The organism is Hymenobacter sp. BT491 (assembly GCF_014349165.1).
GTDB lineage: Bacteria > Bacteroidota > Bacteroidia > Cytophagales > Hymenobacteraceae > Hymenobacter > Hymenobacter jejuensis.
Map to the genome: position 1 here is coordinate 644,753 of NZ_JACSJJ010000004.1, position 15,825 is coordinate 660,577.

General features: G+C 57.7%; 10 protein-coding genes. 5 read left to right on the forward strand and 5 right to left on the reverse strand.

The features are described from left to right. Positions 1 to 27: 27 nt before the first annotated feature. Entirely contained in the window at positions 28 to 1,272 is a 1,245-nt protein-coding gene (locus tag H9I52_RS19490; RefSeq protein WP_187455221.1) for a S8 family serine peptidase, read from the reverse strand. A gap of 443 nt (positions 1,273 to 1,715) precedes the next feature. After that, complete coding sequence (locus H9I52_RS19495) at positions 1,716 to 2,099, reverse strand: Hsp20/alpha crystallin family protein (protein WP_139515377.1); 384 nt, start codon at positions 2,097 to 2,099, stop codon at positions 1,716 to 1,718. A 254-nt stretch (positions 2,100 to 2,353) separates the two neighbouring features. Between H9I52_RS19495 and H9I52_RS19500 the strand changes: the two genes are divergently transcribed. Next, positions 2,354 to 3,040: an alpha/beta hydrolase gene (locus H9I52_RS19500; protein WP_187455222.1), complete on the forward strand. Its 687-nt coding sequence runs from the start codon at positions 2,354 to 2,356 to the stop codon at positions 3,038 to 3,040. A 54-nt stretch (positions 3,041 to 3,094) separates the two neighbouring features. Here H9I52_RS19500 and H9I52_RS19505 read toward each other — a convergent pair whose 3' ends face one another. The 3 genes from H9I52_RS19505 to H9I52_RS19515 form a co-directional block, all read right to left on the reverse strand. Continuing rightward, entirely contained in the window at positions 3,095 to 3,742 is a 648-nt protein-coding gene (locus H9I52_RS19505; protein WP_187455223.1) for an Hsp20/alpha crystallin family protein, read from the reverse strand. Positions 3,743 to 3,846: 104 nt separating this feature from the next. Continuing rightward, complete coding sequence (locus H9I52_RS19510; protein ID WP_222940563.1) at positions 3,847 to 4,971, reverse strand: acyltransferase family protein; 1,125 nt, start codon at positions 4,969 to 4,971, stop codon at positions 3,847 to 3,849. 72 nt (positions 4,972 to 5,043) lie between these two features. Continuing rightward, positions 5,044 to 5,448: an STAS/SEC14 domain-containing protein gene (locus H9I52_RS19515; RefSeq protein ID WP_139515381.1), complete on the reverse strand. Its 405-nt coding sequence runs from the start codon at positions 5,446 to 5,448 to the stop codon at positions 5,044 to 5,046. A 395-nt stretch (positions 5,449 to 5,843) separates the two neighbouring features. Between H9I52_RS19515 and H9I52_RS19520 the strand changes: the two genes are divergently transcribed. The 4 genes from H9I52_RS19520 (at position 5,844) to H9I52_RS19535 (ending at position 15,735) form a co-directional block, all read left to right on the forward strand. Beyond that, positions 5,844 to 7,724, forward strand: coding sequence for a chloride channel protein (locus tag H9I52_RS19520; RefSeq protein ID WP_139515382.1), 1,881 nt, complete (start codon positions 5,844 to 5,846; stop codon positions 7,722 to 7,724). Between the two features lie 59 nt (positions 7,725 to 7,783). Beyond that, positions 7,784 to 10,252, forward strand: a complete 2,469-nt coding sequence (locus tag H9I52_RS19525) for a bifunctional YncE family protein/alkaline phosphatase family protein (protein WP_187455225.1) — start codon at positions 7,784 to 7,786, stop codon at positions 10,250 to 10,252. Positions 10,253 to 10,854: 602 nt separating this feature from the next. Further along, positions 10,855 to 14,166 carry a SusC/RagA family TonB-linked outer membrane protein gene (locus H9I52_RS19530; RefSeq protein ID WP_187455226.1) on the forward strand — a complete coding sequence of 1,104 codons (3,312 nt, stop codon included), beginning with the start codon at positions 10,855 to 10,857 and terminating at the stop codon, positions 14,164 to 14,166. A gap of 9 nt (positions 14,167 to 14,175) precedes the next feature. After that, complete coding sequence (locus H9I52_RS19535; protein WP_187455227.1) at positions 14,176 to 15,735, forward strand: RagB/SusD family nutrient uptake outer membrane protein; 1,560 nt, start codon at positions 14,176 to 14,178, stop codon at positions 15,733 to 15,735. Positions 15,736 to 15,825 lie beyond the last annotated feature (90 nt).

Below are 15,825 nucleotides of genomic sequence, written 5' to 3' on the forward strand. Positions count from 1 at the left end.
TTGCTTAAGTATGCGATATAGAATTGCTTACAAATGCCCAATTGGGTCGGCTTTGCCGTCGGGATCTCCTTTCACGTAGCCGCTGATCGTGAATGACTTGCCCTTCACAAGCAGCACGCCCGCCATGTGCGGCGTGGCCATGGAAGTACCGCTGATTGTGTTGTAGCCGCCGTTCAGCCACGTCGATTTGATGCTCACGCCGGGCATGCAATAGTCCACGGGTGGGTTGCCGAAGTTGGAGAAATACGCCCACGTGTCGGTGTTGTCCATGGCCGAAACCGTGTAGATGTTCGGGCCATTGACGCGGGCCGGCGAGTGGTTGGTTGCGCTGTCGGATTCGTTGCCGGCGGCCAGTGCAAACAGCACGCCGCCCGCAGAGGCGTTCAGCACCGCATTGTCGAGGGTCGTGGATACGCTGCCGCCTAGGCTCATGTTGGCCACATCACCGGCTTTGCCCTTCGAGCCCACATAATCGACTCCTGCTATAACGCCGGAGGTAGAGCCGCTGCCGCGGGCGTCGAGTACCCGGACTGCTACCACCGTCGCCCCCGACGCTACTCCCACCACGCCAATGGAGTTGTCGATAGCTGCGATGGTGCCCGATACGTGGGTGCCGTGGCCGTTGCCATCGTCGGGCGAAGCGTAGTTGGCGCCGCTGGTCAGAAACGACTTGCTGCGTGCGACGTCAACATGCAAATCGGGGTGATCGAGGTCGATGCCGGTATCGATGATCCAAGCCGTTTTGCCGGTTACGGTGGTATGGCCCACACGTGCAATGCCGTAGGGTATCGTTTGAGCCGGTTGGGTGGTACCGCCGCCGGAGGTAGGCTTGCCCAACGTGATCACCCTGTCTTGCTCAATGTAAGCCACGCGGTCGTCTTGTCGGAGTTGCGCCACCTCGCCGGGCGTCAGGCTGGCTGAGAACCCCTTGAGCACGTGGCCATACGCATGACCAACTGCTTCTGCCCGCAGACCTTTGCCTTTCAAAAGTCCTTGCGCTGAGGCTTTTACCTTCGCCACTTTCTCCTCATAAGGGGCCGAAGGGCTTACGTCGACAGAACCGTCTTTGAACACGACGATGTACTGCCCGGGAATGAGGTCGCCTGCATTCTGGCCGTTATTCCCTTGCGCATCGTTGCTGGTGGCGGCCGCAGTTGGGTCGGTAGGCTCCACGCCCCCGTCCGAACACCCCACAAACGTGGCCGTTGCCACAAGTAATGAAGCTCCCAATAACCAAGGTGTAAACCGGATATTTAGTTGTTGTTTCTGCATGCTGTTGGCAAGTGAAGGGTGGAACAAAAAAGGCTTCAGCGGGCCGCTTAGCGCCGTGCTTAGGCAGCGCGGGTACCTATCGCCATGTGCAGAAGCCAAATGTATATTAAGCTCTTAGGCGCTCATTAACAAGTGCTTGAGCTGCTATCTGCTTCGCTAAACTCGTGCTGCAACGGCTAGTGAGGCTAAAAAAGCTGTTTTCAGACTGATGAAGCTGGTTTTGCTCGGAACGCAAAAAAACTATGATATTATAAATAATGAATATTATTTTATTTAGTCCTCTAAAATACCAGACTGTTGTGCGTGTTATTGTTTAAACTATTGATAATCAAATCTTTGTGAAATAATCACAAAATAAAAAAGCCACTGCGGAAGCAGTGGCTCAACAATGGAACAAATGCCGGTCGGTCCCGACGTTATAAAAGGAGCAGCAAGAGCAGATCTTAGCGCTGCTTGATTTCGATTTCGCGCTGGCGGGCTGCCGGGTCCTGGAACGGAATGCGAACGCGCAACTCGTTCTCTTCGTGCACCGCATCAATGCGGCTCAGGTCGAGGTTGGCGGGCAGGTCCAGGGTTTGGGCAAACAGCGGAGCGGCAAGCTTATCGTCGGGCTGGTGGCGGTATTCGCAGTACACCGTAAGCTTGTTGTTGTTGAGTAATACGTGGAAGTTTTCGGGGCTTACCGTAGGGGCCGCCACCCGAATCACCACGCCTTTGTCGCGCTTATCTACGCGCATCACGGCTTGCGCAGTGCCGCCGCCCAACGTATTGAGCAGGTCCAGTTGCGGAGCGATGTTGCGGATAAATTCTTTGCTGATCAGGTTCATGGTTTGGTTTTCCTCTCTTAGTACGGGCTCCTTAAATCAAATCTTGTACCAGCCAAGAAGAATGGTTTTTGTTACGCTTTCTGCGTCATCTTGGCGGGCTGAAAAGGCTCGCTGTTAGCTGTTTGTGGTCATAATGGCAGGATAAGTGACACCGATTTTCTTGCAAAAAGCCAAGGGTAGGGGCTCTTCTCGCCTCTGGGCCCATCTTGCGTATACAGCGGTAAAACGTTCTTACGATACTCAGCCCCTTGCCTATGCAGCCTACTACTTTTGCCACCACGCGCACCGCCCGCTATTATAGCCTCGGCCCGGCCGGCCCCGATGTGCGCCACATTTGGTTTTGCCTGCACGGCGAAGGCCAGCCCGTTGCCGAACTAGCCGCGCAGCTGGAGAAACTCGATACGCCCGAACGCCTGCTGATTTTGCCCGAGGCCCTGTCGCGCTACGCCCTGCCACCCGACGAAGACGGCCAGCGCCGCGTGGGGGCTGCGTGGTTTGCAGCCGGCGATCTGCTCCCCGACTTCACCGACCTCACCACGTACCTCGATGCCTTGGCCGACGAAGTGCTGGCTACGTGTCCGCCCGATACGCCCGTAACGGTGCTTGGCTATGGGCACGGGGCCGCCGCCGCCTGCCGCTGGCTGGCCGGCAATCGCCTCACCTACGAGCGCCTGATTCTGTACGCAGCCGTGTTTCCGCCCGAAATTGATCGGCGTGCGACGCTCGTTGGCCTGCCCGAACGCCCGGTGACGGTGGTAGCCACTACAGCCGATGCGTATACGCCCGAAGCGGCAGGCGAGGGGCTGGTGCAGGATTTGTTGGAAGCGGGCCTCAGCGCGCAGCTCCTCATCGTTGATGAAGGCCCCCTGACGTTGGCTGCGCTGGGCGCGGGCGGCGAAACCGTGGTAGAACCGACTCCCGATCCCAATCCCACCGAATGAAAAAGGCGCCTCCTGCGAGGCGCCTTTTTGGTTTGTGTTAGTACTGTCTGATTATCAAGAGCCTACGCCCCGGCGGTCCAGGTCGTTGTTGGCCCCTTGGCCGTTACCGACTTCTTGGCCTTGTTTGCTGCTTGAGGGACTGCTCTTGTCTTTAGAGGAACGGCCTTTGGACTGGTCGCCCGACTCACTGCTTTGCACCGGAATATCGGTGGCTTGCTGGCCCATGCGCTCCGACATCTGGCCGCTGCCCGAAGCGCTCTGGCCGCCCTTGACTTGGATCTGATGGCGCATGGTTTTCTGTTCGTCTTTGGGCACGTGCACCCGCAGCACGCCGTCTTCAAACGAGGCTTCTATCTGGCCAGGGTTCACGGTATCAGGGAGTTGGAAGGAACGTTGGAACGACCCGTAAGAGCTTTCCACAATGTGGTAGCGGCGGTCGTTCTGCTCGTTCTTAAACTGCCGCTCGCCCGAGATCGTGAGCCGGCCCTGATGAAAGTCGACTTTAATGTCTTCGCGCTTCAGGCCGGGCAGCGAAGCTTCGATTTCGTAGCCCTTCTCGGTTTCAAAAGCGTCTACCTGCGGCGAGAAGTTGGAAACACGTCCGCGCGAGGCCATCGAGTCGTTGAAGAAGCGGTCGAGCATGGACGAAAAGTTCGTCGGCATCATGTCCGAAAATGAGTCTTGATACTTCTGAATAGCCATGGTAGTAAGTCTTTAAAGAGTGAATTACTAGTCTTGACGACGCGTATTTTACGTAGGCTAATTTCGGCTAGGTTTCACCAAATGGCAGAAAATTTTCGCTGTTTTTATCGTGTTGAGGCTGGTTTTTGGTTCTTAGCAGGGTATTGCCACCTACGGCCCAGCTCCCGAATTGGCCGCTCCACAAAGCGCCACGAAAAGGCAGCTACTGCCACCAAAATTGCCAGCATCGGGAGCACCTGCCACCCCGACTTGCCCCAGTCCATGAGGGCTTGATAATAAGCACCACCGGCGAGGCTCATGCCCCCGCGGTGCAACACCCGGTACAGCAGCACAGGCAACATAAGATGATAGAGATACACCCCGTAGCTGATACGCCCCAAAAACACAAAAGCCGGCCATGTAAGCAGCCGGCGTGCCCGCGGGGCCGTGGTGCTGAGTGCGGCCGCCAGTAGCCCCGCCGCTGCCCCGGCTTGCAGTGTTGGCCCCAAGATAAGCCGTCCCGCGCCACCCAATTTTTCCAGAAAAAGATAGGCCACCAGCAACGCCACGCCCACGCCCGTCCACCGCACCGCCGGCCAGCTAACGTGCTCAAGCACAAGGCCCAGCAGCCCGCCTATAGCAAACAAATCGAGGCAGGCCGGAGGCAGAATCAGGGCGAAAGAGGTGCCTGTAGCGTACAGCAACGCCCAGCGTACCAGCGGCCCCAGCACGGCCAACAGCCCCAACAACGTACGAAAATGCGGCACCGGTACCAGCAATACCAGCAAGGGCCAGACAAGGTAGAACTGTTCCTCTACGGCCAGCGACCACAAATGGCCCGTACCTTCACCCCAAGACAACTGCATGAAAAACAGAAAGTTAGCGCCGTGCAGCGCAAACCACGGCAGATGCTCGCGTACGAAGCTCAGCCGCAATACCCACGAAATCCCGACGACTAAGTAATAAGCTGGCAAAATGCGCAACGCCCGGCGCACATAGAAGGGACTTAGCACTTGCCAGCGCCCCGCGCCCGCAGCGGACCGCGCCCGGCGCAGAATTCCGGTAATGAGTAGGCCGCTCAGCACGAAAAAGCCCGTAACCCCCAGCCCACCCGTATCGAAGGGCACCCAACTGCTTGGCAGCCAATGCTCCCAGATGACCAGCAATACTGCCGCCGCCCGAAACGTATCGAGTTCGGGCCGGTGAGTAGCAGTGGAAGTTACAGGGCGCGCAGGCAAAGCCAAGGACATGCAAAGAAGCCCGGCCGACGGCCGGGCAAAAGTTGGGAGCCTGAAGTAAACGGTTTTGCGCCGACCGACGGCTTACGAACTGTGAATCTCTTCGGTATGCACGTCTGGGGCTTTTTCGGCGCCCAAGGCCCAGTCAATTGCTTCCTCCTTGTGCTCCAGCGGAAAATGCCGGATCTCGGCCGAGCTGACCAACGTACCGAGCGCGGCAGCGGCTTTGAGCAGGTTACTGTCGTCGCTGGTGATGGCTACGCGATGAAAGTCGTTCCAGTGCTTGACGTCCTGTTTGATGTCTTCCCAAAGGGCGCTGGCAGTGATATAATCGAAGCTTCGCACGTCCAGGTACAGATTGAGCTTGCCCCACTGTTCTATTTTCTGATCAATCAGGGGCACAAAACTATCGTAGTCTGCTTTGCTGAGTGTGCCCGAAATGGTCAGGGCCAGTAGGTTGCGGTTGGGGTAATCGACGACGTCAAACATAACGGGAGCAGTAGGCAACAGGTAAGAATGTTGCTCCTTAATACGACGCCCAGCCAAGAGGGTTAAGCCGCCCCTCTGAAAAGAAGCCAAGCAACAGCGAAGCAATTTTATTGTTGCATAAAAAATTGACTATCAATATGTTGTACATATTTGCGCTCATCTCCGATCGGTGCTTCATGCACAGCACAGGTCTCCGTGGCAATTTGTGGCGGTCCATGAATATGGCTGTCTTACAGCACCTTACGGGGGCCAGCCGCGTTATTCTTTCTTCCGGCGCGTCCACTTTTCGTCAACGGCGTTTAAGTAGGTAGCCAGCAATACGCAGCAAATGCCATAGCCCTGAGCTATGTGTTTGATAATGAACATTTATAATTTAAATAAGTCGTTCGGCAAAAATGATTGTACCTGATTCCAGAATCCCCATTGCTACTTCCTTAGTGCCTGCTTTGGAAGCCGAAAACATCCATCCCAAACGCGTTCGTGACAAGCAGCGCTTGCTTCGAATATCGGCGTTGGCCGTCGCGATTGCCTTCGTGATCAGCTTTGTCGCCAAGGGATTGGTGTATTTAATCAACTGGGTCTCGAATCTGGCGTTTTACGGCGAGTCGTCGGTGCAATACCATAGCCCGGCCGGCAATCATTTGGGCGCTTTCGTGATTGTGTTGCCCGCTATCGGGGGCATCATTGTGGGCCTGATGGCGCTGTACGGGTCCAAGGCGATTCGGGGGCACGGCATCCCGGAAGCAATGGAGCAAGTCCTGACCAACAAGAGCCGCATCAAGCCTATCGTGATGTTTCTGAAGCCGTTATCAGCGGCCATTTCTATCGGCACGGGTGGCCCGTTTGGTGCCGAAGGACCCATTATTGCCACGGGCGGCGCCTTTGGCTCCTCCATTGGGCAAGCCCTAAAAATTACGCACACCGAACGCAAAATTCTGCTGGCGGCGGGCGCTACGGCGGGCATGTCGGCCATTTTCGGGACGCCCATCGCCGCGATTTTCCTAGCCATTGAGCTGCTGCTGTTTGAGTTTTCGCCCCGGTCTATTTTGCCGGTGGCGCTGGCCTGTATAACCGGCGCGGCGGGCCATCACCTGCTGTTTGAGTCCGGCCCGGCATTCGGGATGCCCTTGCTCGACACCCCGAGTAATATTGCTTTGGCTACTTACAGCTTTATTGGCTTAGTCGTCGGCTTGGCTTCGGTAGCGGTTACCAAGTTGGTGTATTTCATTGAGGATCAGTTCGAACACCTGCCTATCCATTGGATGTGGTGGCCGGCACTGGGCGGCCTGGCCGTGGGAGTGGTCGGCTATTTTGCCCCCCGCACCTTGGGCGTGGGCTACGAAAACATCACCGACCTGCTCTCCGGCAACCTCACGCTGCAAGTGGTGCTGTCGTTGTGTTTCCTGAAGTTTGTGTCGTGGGCCATTTCCTTGGGCAGCGGCACGTCGGGTGGCACGCTGGCGCCGCTGCTGACCATTGGCGGTGCTACCGGTGCCTTGCTGGGCGGCGTGATTCTACGCTTTTTCCCCGGCTCCGAAATTGTGGTGCCGATGGCCGCGCTGGTGGGCATGGCCGCCATGTTTGCGGGGGCCTCGCGGGCTTTGCTTACGTCGATCGTGTTTGCCGTGGAAGCTACTGGCCAGTCGCACGCGCTGCTGCCGCTGCTGGGCGCTTGCACGGGCTCATATTTCGTGTCATTCTTCCTGATGGACAACACCATCATGACTGAAAAAATTGCTCGCCGCGGCGTCAAAACGCCCGATTCGTATGAGCCCGACATGCTCGAAAAAATCCGGGTAGGGCAAGTGTTGCGCGAAGGCAGCCTGACAATTAGCGCCGACAATACAATAGAGGAAGTGTGCCAGTGGCTCGAGCAAGAGCCAACCCGCGCCGACAATTACTTTGTGATCGTCGACAACGAAGGCGAGTTCAAAGGCATTGTCAGTTTCGCCGATCTCTACGGGAAAGTGCAGGACCGGCAAGCACCCATCCACACGCTGATTAGCCACAAGCCGACTTCGGTGCTCGATACCGATTCGCTGCGGACGGCCGTGGCCACCATGGCCCGCGCCAACGTGGATGTGCTGCCGGTGGTAGTGGCCGAAAACCGGAAAAAGGTAGCGGGCGTGCTGTCCTACAAAGACATCATTGCCTCCTACAAATACCGCCTCGACGAAGACGAGTTGGCGCAGGCCGATATTTCTGTTAAGCGCCGCAGTATCAAGATTTTACTGCGCGGCCAGAAATTACTGAAAGTAACGAAAGGGCGCAGCTAACAGGCTGTGGCACAGATGCTTTAGCGACGTATCTTGCCAAAGACTTAAGCCTTCTGCGTATGCGTTTGCATAAAACATTGGTGGTAAGTACGTTAGCTTTGGCTGGGTGCTTATCAGCGTCGCGCCTTGGTACGCCTGCTACTCACGTCGGAAAAGCTGTGCTACCGGGCCCGGTGGCCGGCACTGCGCAAACGCTGCTGCCCAACGGCTGGAAGCTTTCGCCGGCCGGCACCCAAACGCCGCTCGGCGACTTGCCGCTCAACTTGGTTGTGGCGCCCAGTGGCAAGCTGGCGGCCGTCACCAACAACGGCTACGGTCCCAACTCTATTCAGCTGCTGGAAACGCCGTCGGGGAAAGTGCTCGATCAGAAGGTCGTGTCCGCCGCCTGGTTGGGCTTGGCCTTTGGGCCGCAGGAAAAGACCTTATACGCCTCGGGTGGCGAGCAGAACCTGATTCACTGCTTTCGGATTGAAAACAACAGGTTGCTGCCCGACAGCGCCATCGTACTCGGGCCTCCGTGGCGAGACCGGCCGCAGCCCGGCAAGCCCAACATCGGCATTACGGGCCTCGCCGTCGATGCGCGCCGGCAATTGCTCTACGCCGTCACCCGCGAGGATAGTGCCCTCTACACCATCGACTTGCGCACCCGCGCTGTGGCCGGACGCACCAAGCTGGGCAGCGAGGCCTACACGGTAGTGCTCGCGCCGCGCGGCGAAGAACTGTACATCTCGCAATGGGGCGGCAGCAGCGTTACAGTGTATAGTGCTGAACAAAAGCGCATTACAGCTACTATCCCGGTGGAAAGTCACCCCAATGATATGGTGCTGAGCCGTGATGGGCGGCGGCTGTTTGTGGCCAATGCCAACAGCAATTCCGTGTCGGTAATCGATACCCGTACCCAGCGCGTAACCGAAACCCTTTCGGCGGCACTTTTCCCCAATGCCCCCACCGGCAGCACCACCAACAGCGTGGCGCTTTCGGCCGACGAAGAGCGGCTGTTCATTGCCAACGCGGATAACAACTGCGTGGCCGTATTTGACGTGGAAATGCTCGGCGCGAGCCGGTCTCTGGGCTTCATCCCGACAGGCTGGTACCCGACGGCCGTGCGAACCGTCGGCAAAACGCTGCTCGTCACCAACGGCAAAGGCACGGCTTCCCTGCCCAATAATCAAGACGGCCCTGATCCCATGCACCAGATTGGCGAAGGCAAGGCCCCGCAATACATTGGCGGATTGCTAAAAGGCTCATTATCAGTAATACCCATTCCTGATGAAGCAGCTCTGACGCGCTATTCGGCGCAGGTGTACGCCAACACGCCCTACACCAAAGCCCGCGAACAGCAGCCCGATGTACCCGCCGGCAACCCGGTGCCGCGCCGGGTGGGAGAGCCTTCGCCCATCAAATATGTGTTCTACATCATCAAGGAAAACCGCACCTACGACCAAGTGCTCGGCGATATGCCCGAGGGCAACGGCGACAAGCGGCTGTGCCTGTTTGGCGAAGATGTGACGCCCAACCACCACGCGTTGGCCCGCGAGTTTGTGCTGCTCGATAACTTCTACGCCGACGCCGAAGTGAGCGCCGACGGCCACAACTGGAGCATGGCCGCCTATGCCACCGACTACGTGGAAAAAACCTGGCCCAGCAACTACAGCGACCGCGGCGGCAACTACGATTACGAGGGTGGCCGTGGGGCGGTAGCCGAACCCAAAGACGGGTTTTTGTGGAATTACTGCGAGCGGGCCGGCGTGAGCTTCCGTAGCTACGGCGAGTTTGTGTTTGGCGGCAAAGCCAGCAAGTCACTGCGCGGGCGCTATGCACCTGAGTATCCGGGGTTTGATATGAAAATCCGGGATGTGGATCGGGAGAAGGTGTGGGAGCGGGAGTTCGACCAGTTTGTGGCGGCCGGTACGGTGCCGCGCCTCCAGATTCTGCGTCTGCCCAGCGACCATACCGCCGGGGCCAAGCCGGGCGCCTGGACACCCCTTGCTTACGCCGCCGACAATGATTTGGCCTTAGGTCGTATCATCGAGCACTTGGCGAAGAGTCCGATCTGGAAAGAATCGGTGGTGATGGTGCTGGAAGACGACGCCCAAAATGGCCCCGACCACGTCGATGCCCACCGCTCGACTGCTTATCTGGCCGGGCCTTTTGTGAAGCGCAACGCCGTGATTCACACTATGTTCTCGACCTCGGGGATGTTGCGCACGCTAGAGCTGATTTTGGGGCTGCCGCCCATGAGTCAGTATGATGCAGCCGCCACGCCCCTCTGGGAATGCTTTACAACCACTCCCGACGCCCGCCCTTACGTGCTCAAGCCCGCCCGCATCGATCTCGACTCCCGCAACACTGCCTTCAACAAAAGCTCGCGCGAGGCACAGAAATACGACTTCTCCCGGGAAGACGCTGTCCCGGATGTGCCCTTCAACGAAAACATCTGGCACGCCGTGCGCGGCGAGGACAGCCCCATGCCAGTGCCGCGCCACAGCGCTTTCGTGCGCAGCACGCCCGAAAAGGACGATAAGTAGCAAAGCCCGCGCAGCCGTGCAGGGCAATTGCAACTTTTTAAGTCAAAACTGCTCCAAAATCGGTTCGGCACGTATATAACAAACGCCACAGGAAGGTGGAAATACTTCCAAAAAATCTGTCATTTGTTATAGAATACTACCCGCCGCTAATGTCGTTGACATCCGAAGCAAGCTTTACGCCCCGCAAGCTGTACGCGACTTGGGCAAAGGTGCTACAGGCGCTTGAATGCGCTTATGGCGGGGCTAATGTGTACGATGAAGCCGCGTTTGCCAACTGCACCGTAAACCCCGTACTCAACCATGACGTGTTGTACGAGAAGCCGGCCGTGCTCTGCAAAGTGCTGGGGGCTGTTAGCAACGGAACTGATAATCAAATACTTGTGCAGGTGCGCAGGCTAGCAGACGCAATAAGGATTTTGCTTGTCAGCCTGCGCACCTGTCCTACATTCCTTTTGCCTATGAATAGATGAACCTGCAAACGTTTCCGGCCCAACCCCAATTCATGCTTGTCGCTCGGCATAATGCCTCTCTTCCGGTGCAGTTGGCACGCAAACGGAATCTTACCGCTGTAGTGAATGCTCACTAAAAATCCCCTAATCCGTATGACCTCGTTTCTACAACACCCACGTTTCTTGCTGTGCCTCAGACGACTAGCGTTGTTGCAGGTGCTGTGCCTTGCCCTTTTTACGGGCGTGGCCGCCGCGCATCCCTCCCTTCCCGACCAGCGCGTGCTGAAGCTGCCTATTACGCTGCAAGCCAAGGAAGAGAAAGTGAAAGCCGTTCTCGAAAGAATTGAGAGCCAGGCCAATATCCATTTTCAATACAGCCCCCAGCTACTTAGCGCTAGCCGCCGGGTTTCGGTAAATGCCGTGGCTCAACCGCTGGCCGTGGTGCTGCGCGACATGCTCACGCCGCTGCAAATCAACTACGAGCTGTTCAACGACGGCATCATCCTTAAGCCAGCCGATGCAACTGCCGACGCAACGGTGACCGGCCGCGTGGTTGATGAAAAAGGCGCGGGCCTGCCCGGCGTAAACGTGGTGGTGAAAGGCACTTCCAACGGCGCTCAAACCGACCCTGATGGCAAATACACGCTCACGGTGCCCGAAGGCGCCACCCTGGTATTTTCCTTCATTGGGTATACTACCCAGGAGGTGCCCGTGGGCGGTCGCACTACCATAGATGTCGCGCTAGCCCCTGATACTAAGACCCTTAACGAAGTGGTGGTCGTTGGCTACGGTACGCAGGCCAAGCGCGACCTGACCGGCGCCGTGGCACGGGTAGAAGGCTCCGAAATAGTGAACCAGCCCGTGCAGACGCCCACCCAAGCCCTGCAAGGCAAAATCGCGGGCGTGCAGATCACCAACAATGGCACGCCCAACTCGCAGCCCGTGGTGCGGATTCGGGGTACGGGTACGCTGCTGGCCGGCGCTAACCCGCTGTACGTGGTAGATGGGGTGCAAACTACCGACATCCGCAACCTGAGCAACGCCGACATTGCCTCCATTGACGTGCTCAAAGATGCCTCAGCAGCAGCCATTTACGGGGTGCGCGGCGCCAACGGCGTAATCATTATCACCACGAAGCAAGGCAAGCTGGGCAAGCCGGTGCTGAGCTACAGCGGAACCGGCGGCTTCAAGCAGGCGGCCCACCTCGTAGACATGGCCAGCGCCGACCAGTATGCCAGCTACATCAAAGACACCTCGCCTTCGACCGTGCTCCCAACATATAAGGGCACGACCAACTGGTACAAAGAGATCCTGCGCCGCAGCACCTATCAGAACCACAACTTGGCAGTGTCGGGGGCAAGTGAGAACGTAAAGTATTATTTCTCAGGTAATTTGCTCCAAGACGATGGCATTGTCATCAACAATAAGTTCTCGCGGCTGACGGTGCGTTCCAACACGGCCTTTACGCTGTCCGACAAGGTTACCATCAACTCGCAGGCATCCTTTAGCCACGCCGACGCCCGCGAGGTAAACATCGGGTCGGCTTATGGCAATGCTTATCGGGCGGCGCCCATCATCCCCTCGAAGGTGGACGGACGCTATGGCAACACCTCGGCTTTCGGCAACGTGGGCAACCCGATTCTGGATATCGAAAAAAACAATAACAAGCTGCTGGAGAATCGTTTACAGGGCAACGTCGGCATCGACGTAAAGCCGGTAACTTGGCTCACGCTGCGCTCGGCCATTAACGTGGACCTGATCGCGAGCAACCGCCGCGTTTACGATTATCAGTATATCAACGATGAAGCGACGTTCCTGACCGCCGGCGGCAACCAACGCAACCCGCTCAGCAACCTGGCCATTACCAAGACCGATTCGTACCGCTACCTCTGGGAAAACACGGCCACCTTCCAGAAGACCTTCAACGACCAGCACAACCTGACGGTGCTGTTTGGTACGGTGACGGAGGAAGGGCAAACGACGCCGTTTTCGGCTTCCCGCAAGAGCGTGCCCGCCGACCCCAACCAGTGGTACCTGAACACGGGCGACCCGAACACGTCGGTAAACAACTTCGTCGATGCGACCAACCCCGATCCGTATTTGCCTTCCAAAGACCGGCGCATTTCGTTTTTGGGTCGTATCAACTACGCCTTCAAAGATCGTTACCTGTTCACGACCAACCTGCGCCACGACGCCACCTCGAAGTTTGCCAGCAACCGCCGCAACGGCTTCTTCCCTTCGCTGGGCCTGGGCTGGGTAGTGTCGGATGAGGACTTCCTGAAGGACAACAGCATGGTCAACTTCCTGAAGCTGCGCGCCAGCTACGGCCAGCTCGGCAACGACCAGATTCCGGCCAACTCCTACATTCTGACGGCCAATTCCAACATTCCGTACGTCTTTAATGGCACGCCTACGCTGGGTGCCACCATTACCCAGCTCAAAGACAACAGTGTGCGCTGGGAAACTACCACCGAGTACGACGCCGCCGTGGAATTTGGCCTGATGGACAACCGCCTGACCGGTGAAGTGACCTACTACAGCAAGCGCACCACCGACGCCCTGATTCCGATTAATATTCCGGGTATTTTGGGAGATCCTGATAATCAGTTGATTACAAATGCTGCTGATATCACCAACAAAGGCGTAGAGGCGGGCCTGAACTGGCGCGCCAACATCGGCGACGGCAACGACTTCAGCTACAACTTTGGGGTGAACGCCACCTTCAACAAAAACCGCATCGCCAACCTCAACGGTGGGCAGGCGCTGTTTGGGGGCACCAACCTCGTGACGCGTTCCGACAACGGCGTTGCGGCCGGCAGCTTCTACCTGCTCAAGGCCATTGGGGTGTACCAGACGGCCGACGAAATTGCCAGCTCCCCCAAATCTACTTTCGGCACGCCCCAAATCGGTGATCTGAAGTACGCCGACACCAACGGCGACGGCACCATCGACCTGAAGGACCGCTCGTACTTTGGCTCGTACCAGCCGCCGATCTACTACGGAATCAACGGCGGGCTGAACGTGCGGAACGTGGACTTCTCCTTCGTGTTTTCGGGCAACCTGAAAAACAAGGTGTACAACGCCAAAAAGCAGCTTCGCACCACCAACACCGACAACGTAGAAGCCAGCTTCGCCAGCGACCGCTGGACGCCTAGCAACCCCTCAAACTCTCAGCCGCGCGCCCTGATGAGCAGCATGCCCAACTCGACGTACTTCCTGGAGAAAGGCGATTTCCTGCGGCTGACCAACGTGGTGCTCGGCTACACAGTCCCGGGTACGTCGCTGGAGCGCTTGCATCTGGCTTCCGTGCGCGTGTTTGCGGCGGCCCAGAACGTGTTCACGATTACGAAGTATAGCGGCTTTACGCCCGAGCTGTCGGGTGGCCCGCTGGATTCGGGCATCGAAGCCAGCACTTATCCCATTAGCCGCACCCTCACGCTGGGGCTGAACGTCAACTTTAAATAAGCTACGCCGATGTCTCCTATCATCCCCTCTACCTTACTGCGCCGCACCGGCACGGCCGCTCTTGCCCTGACCCTGGCCCTGACCAGCGGTTGCAAAGATTTTCTGGAAGTCGCGCCGCAGGCCCAGCTTAGCGAAGACGCCATTCGCACCGACCCCACGGCCGCCCAAAAGCTCGTCGATGGCGTGTACAACGTCATGTACCTAGGTGGGTTTGGCCCCGATGTGCATGGTCTTCAGTATATTATCCTGACGGACATTGCTTCCGACGACGCCGACAAAGGCAGCACGCCTACCGACTACGCCGACGCCATTGGCGTGGACAACTTCACGCTGACCTCGACCAACGGCACCATCAACAACAGCTGGAACGGCTACTTCCAAGCCATATCGCGTGCCAACCAGGCCCTCGACAAAATCCCGCTGAGCCCGGCCCCGGAGGCAACCAAAAACCGGCTGCTCGGGGAAGTGCGCTTCTTGCGGGGTTACTTCTACTTCAATTTGGTGCGCTTGTTCGGCGGCGTTCCGAAGCTCGACCGGGTACCGGCTACCTCGGAAATCAACAGCCCCGAATTCCAGAAGCGCGCTACCGCCGCTGATATCTATCAGTTCATTGTCAGCGACTTGCAATTTGCTGTTGACAACCTGCCGCTGAAAGGGGCCACTCAAACCGGCCGGGCTACGAAAGCGGCTGCGCAGGGAATGCTGGCCAAGGTGTATCTCTATCAGAAGAACTACCAGAAAGCCTACGAGCTGACCAACGAAATCATTACGGGTAAGTCGGGGGCGTATGCTTTGTACCCAAACTACGCCGACATCTGGCGGACACCGGGGGCCAACAGCTCCGAGTCGGTGTTTGAAGTCCAAACGGGCGTCAATGCTTCTTGCAACAACTCGGCTGTGGAGCTATACGTGGTCTGCCAAGGACCGCGCTCGGGTGGCAAAGGTGGTTGGGCCGACTTAGGGTTTGGCTTCAACACGCCGACTACGGCTCTGGTGAATGCCTACGAGCCCAACGACCTGCGCAAAGCCGGCTCCATCATTTTCATCAACCCAACGGCCCCGGCCGGGCAGCGCTCGACGGGCACGGTGCTTTGGGACGGCTTCCGCGTGCCAAGCCAAGATTCCGTGCAAGGCTCGCGGTACAGCTACAAAGCCTACCACAGCCGCACCAAAGAGCCCAACTGCGGCAATAATGACTTCCTGCCCAAGAACATCCGGGTGTTGCGCTACGCCGAGGTGCTGCTCATCAACGCCGAGGCCGCGCTGCAAATCGGCAACGCCAGCACGGCCGCTACCAACCTGAATCTGGTGCGTGCCCGCGCCGGCTTGGCGCCCATTGCGGCCCCCACGCTCCAGCAAATCTGGCAGGAGCGCCGCGTAGAATTGGCGCTTGAGCACGATCGCTTCTTTGACTTGGTGCGCCAAGAAAGCGTGCAGCCCGGCCGCATCGTCCCGATTTTCGCGGCCCAGGGCAAAACGTTCACAAAGGGTAAGAACGAGCTCTTCCCAATCCCGCAAGCGCAAATTGACCTCAGCGGCGGTCAGCTGACGCAAAACCCTGGTTATTAAGAAGATAGCAAATAGCCAAAACTAGAGTTAGAAAGTTCCCCTCCTTTTTTCAAGGAGGGGTGGCCGGAGGCCGGGGTGGTTAGCTAAAGT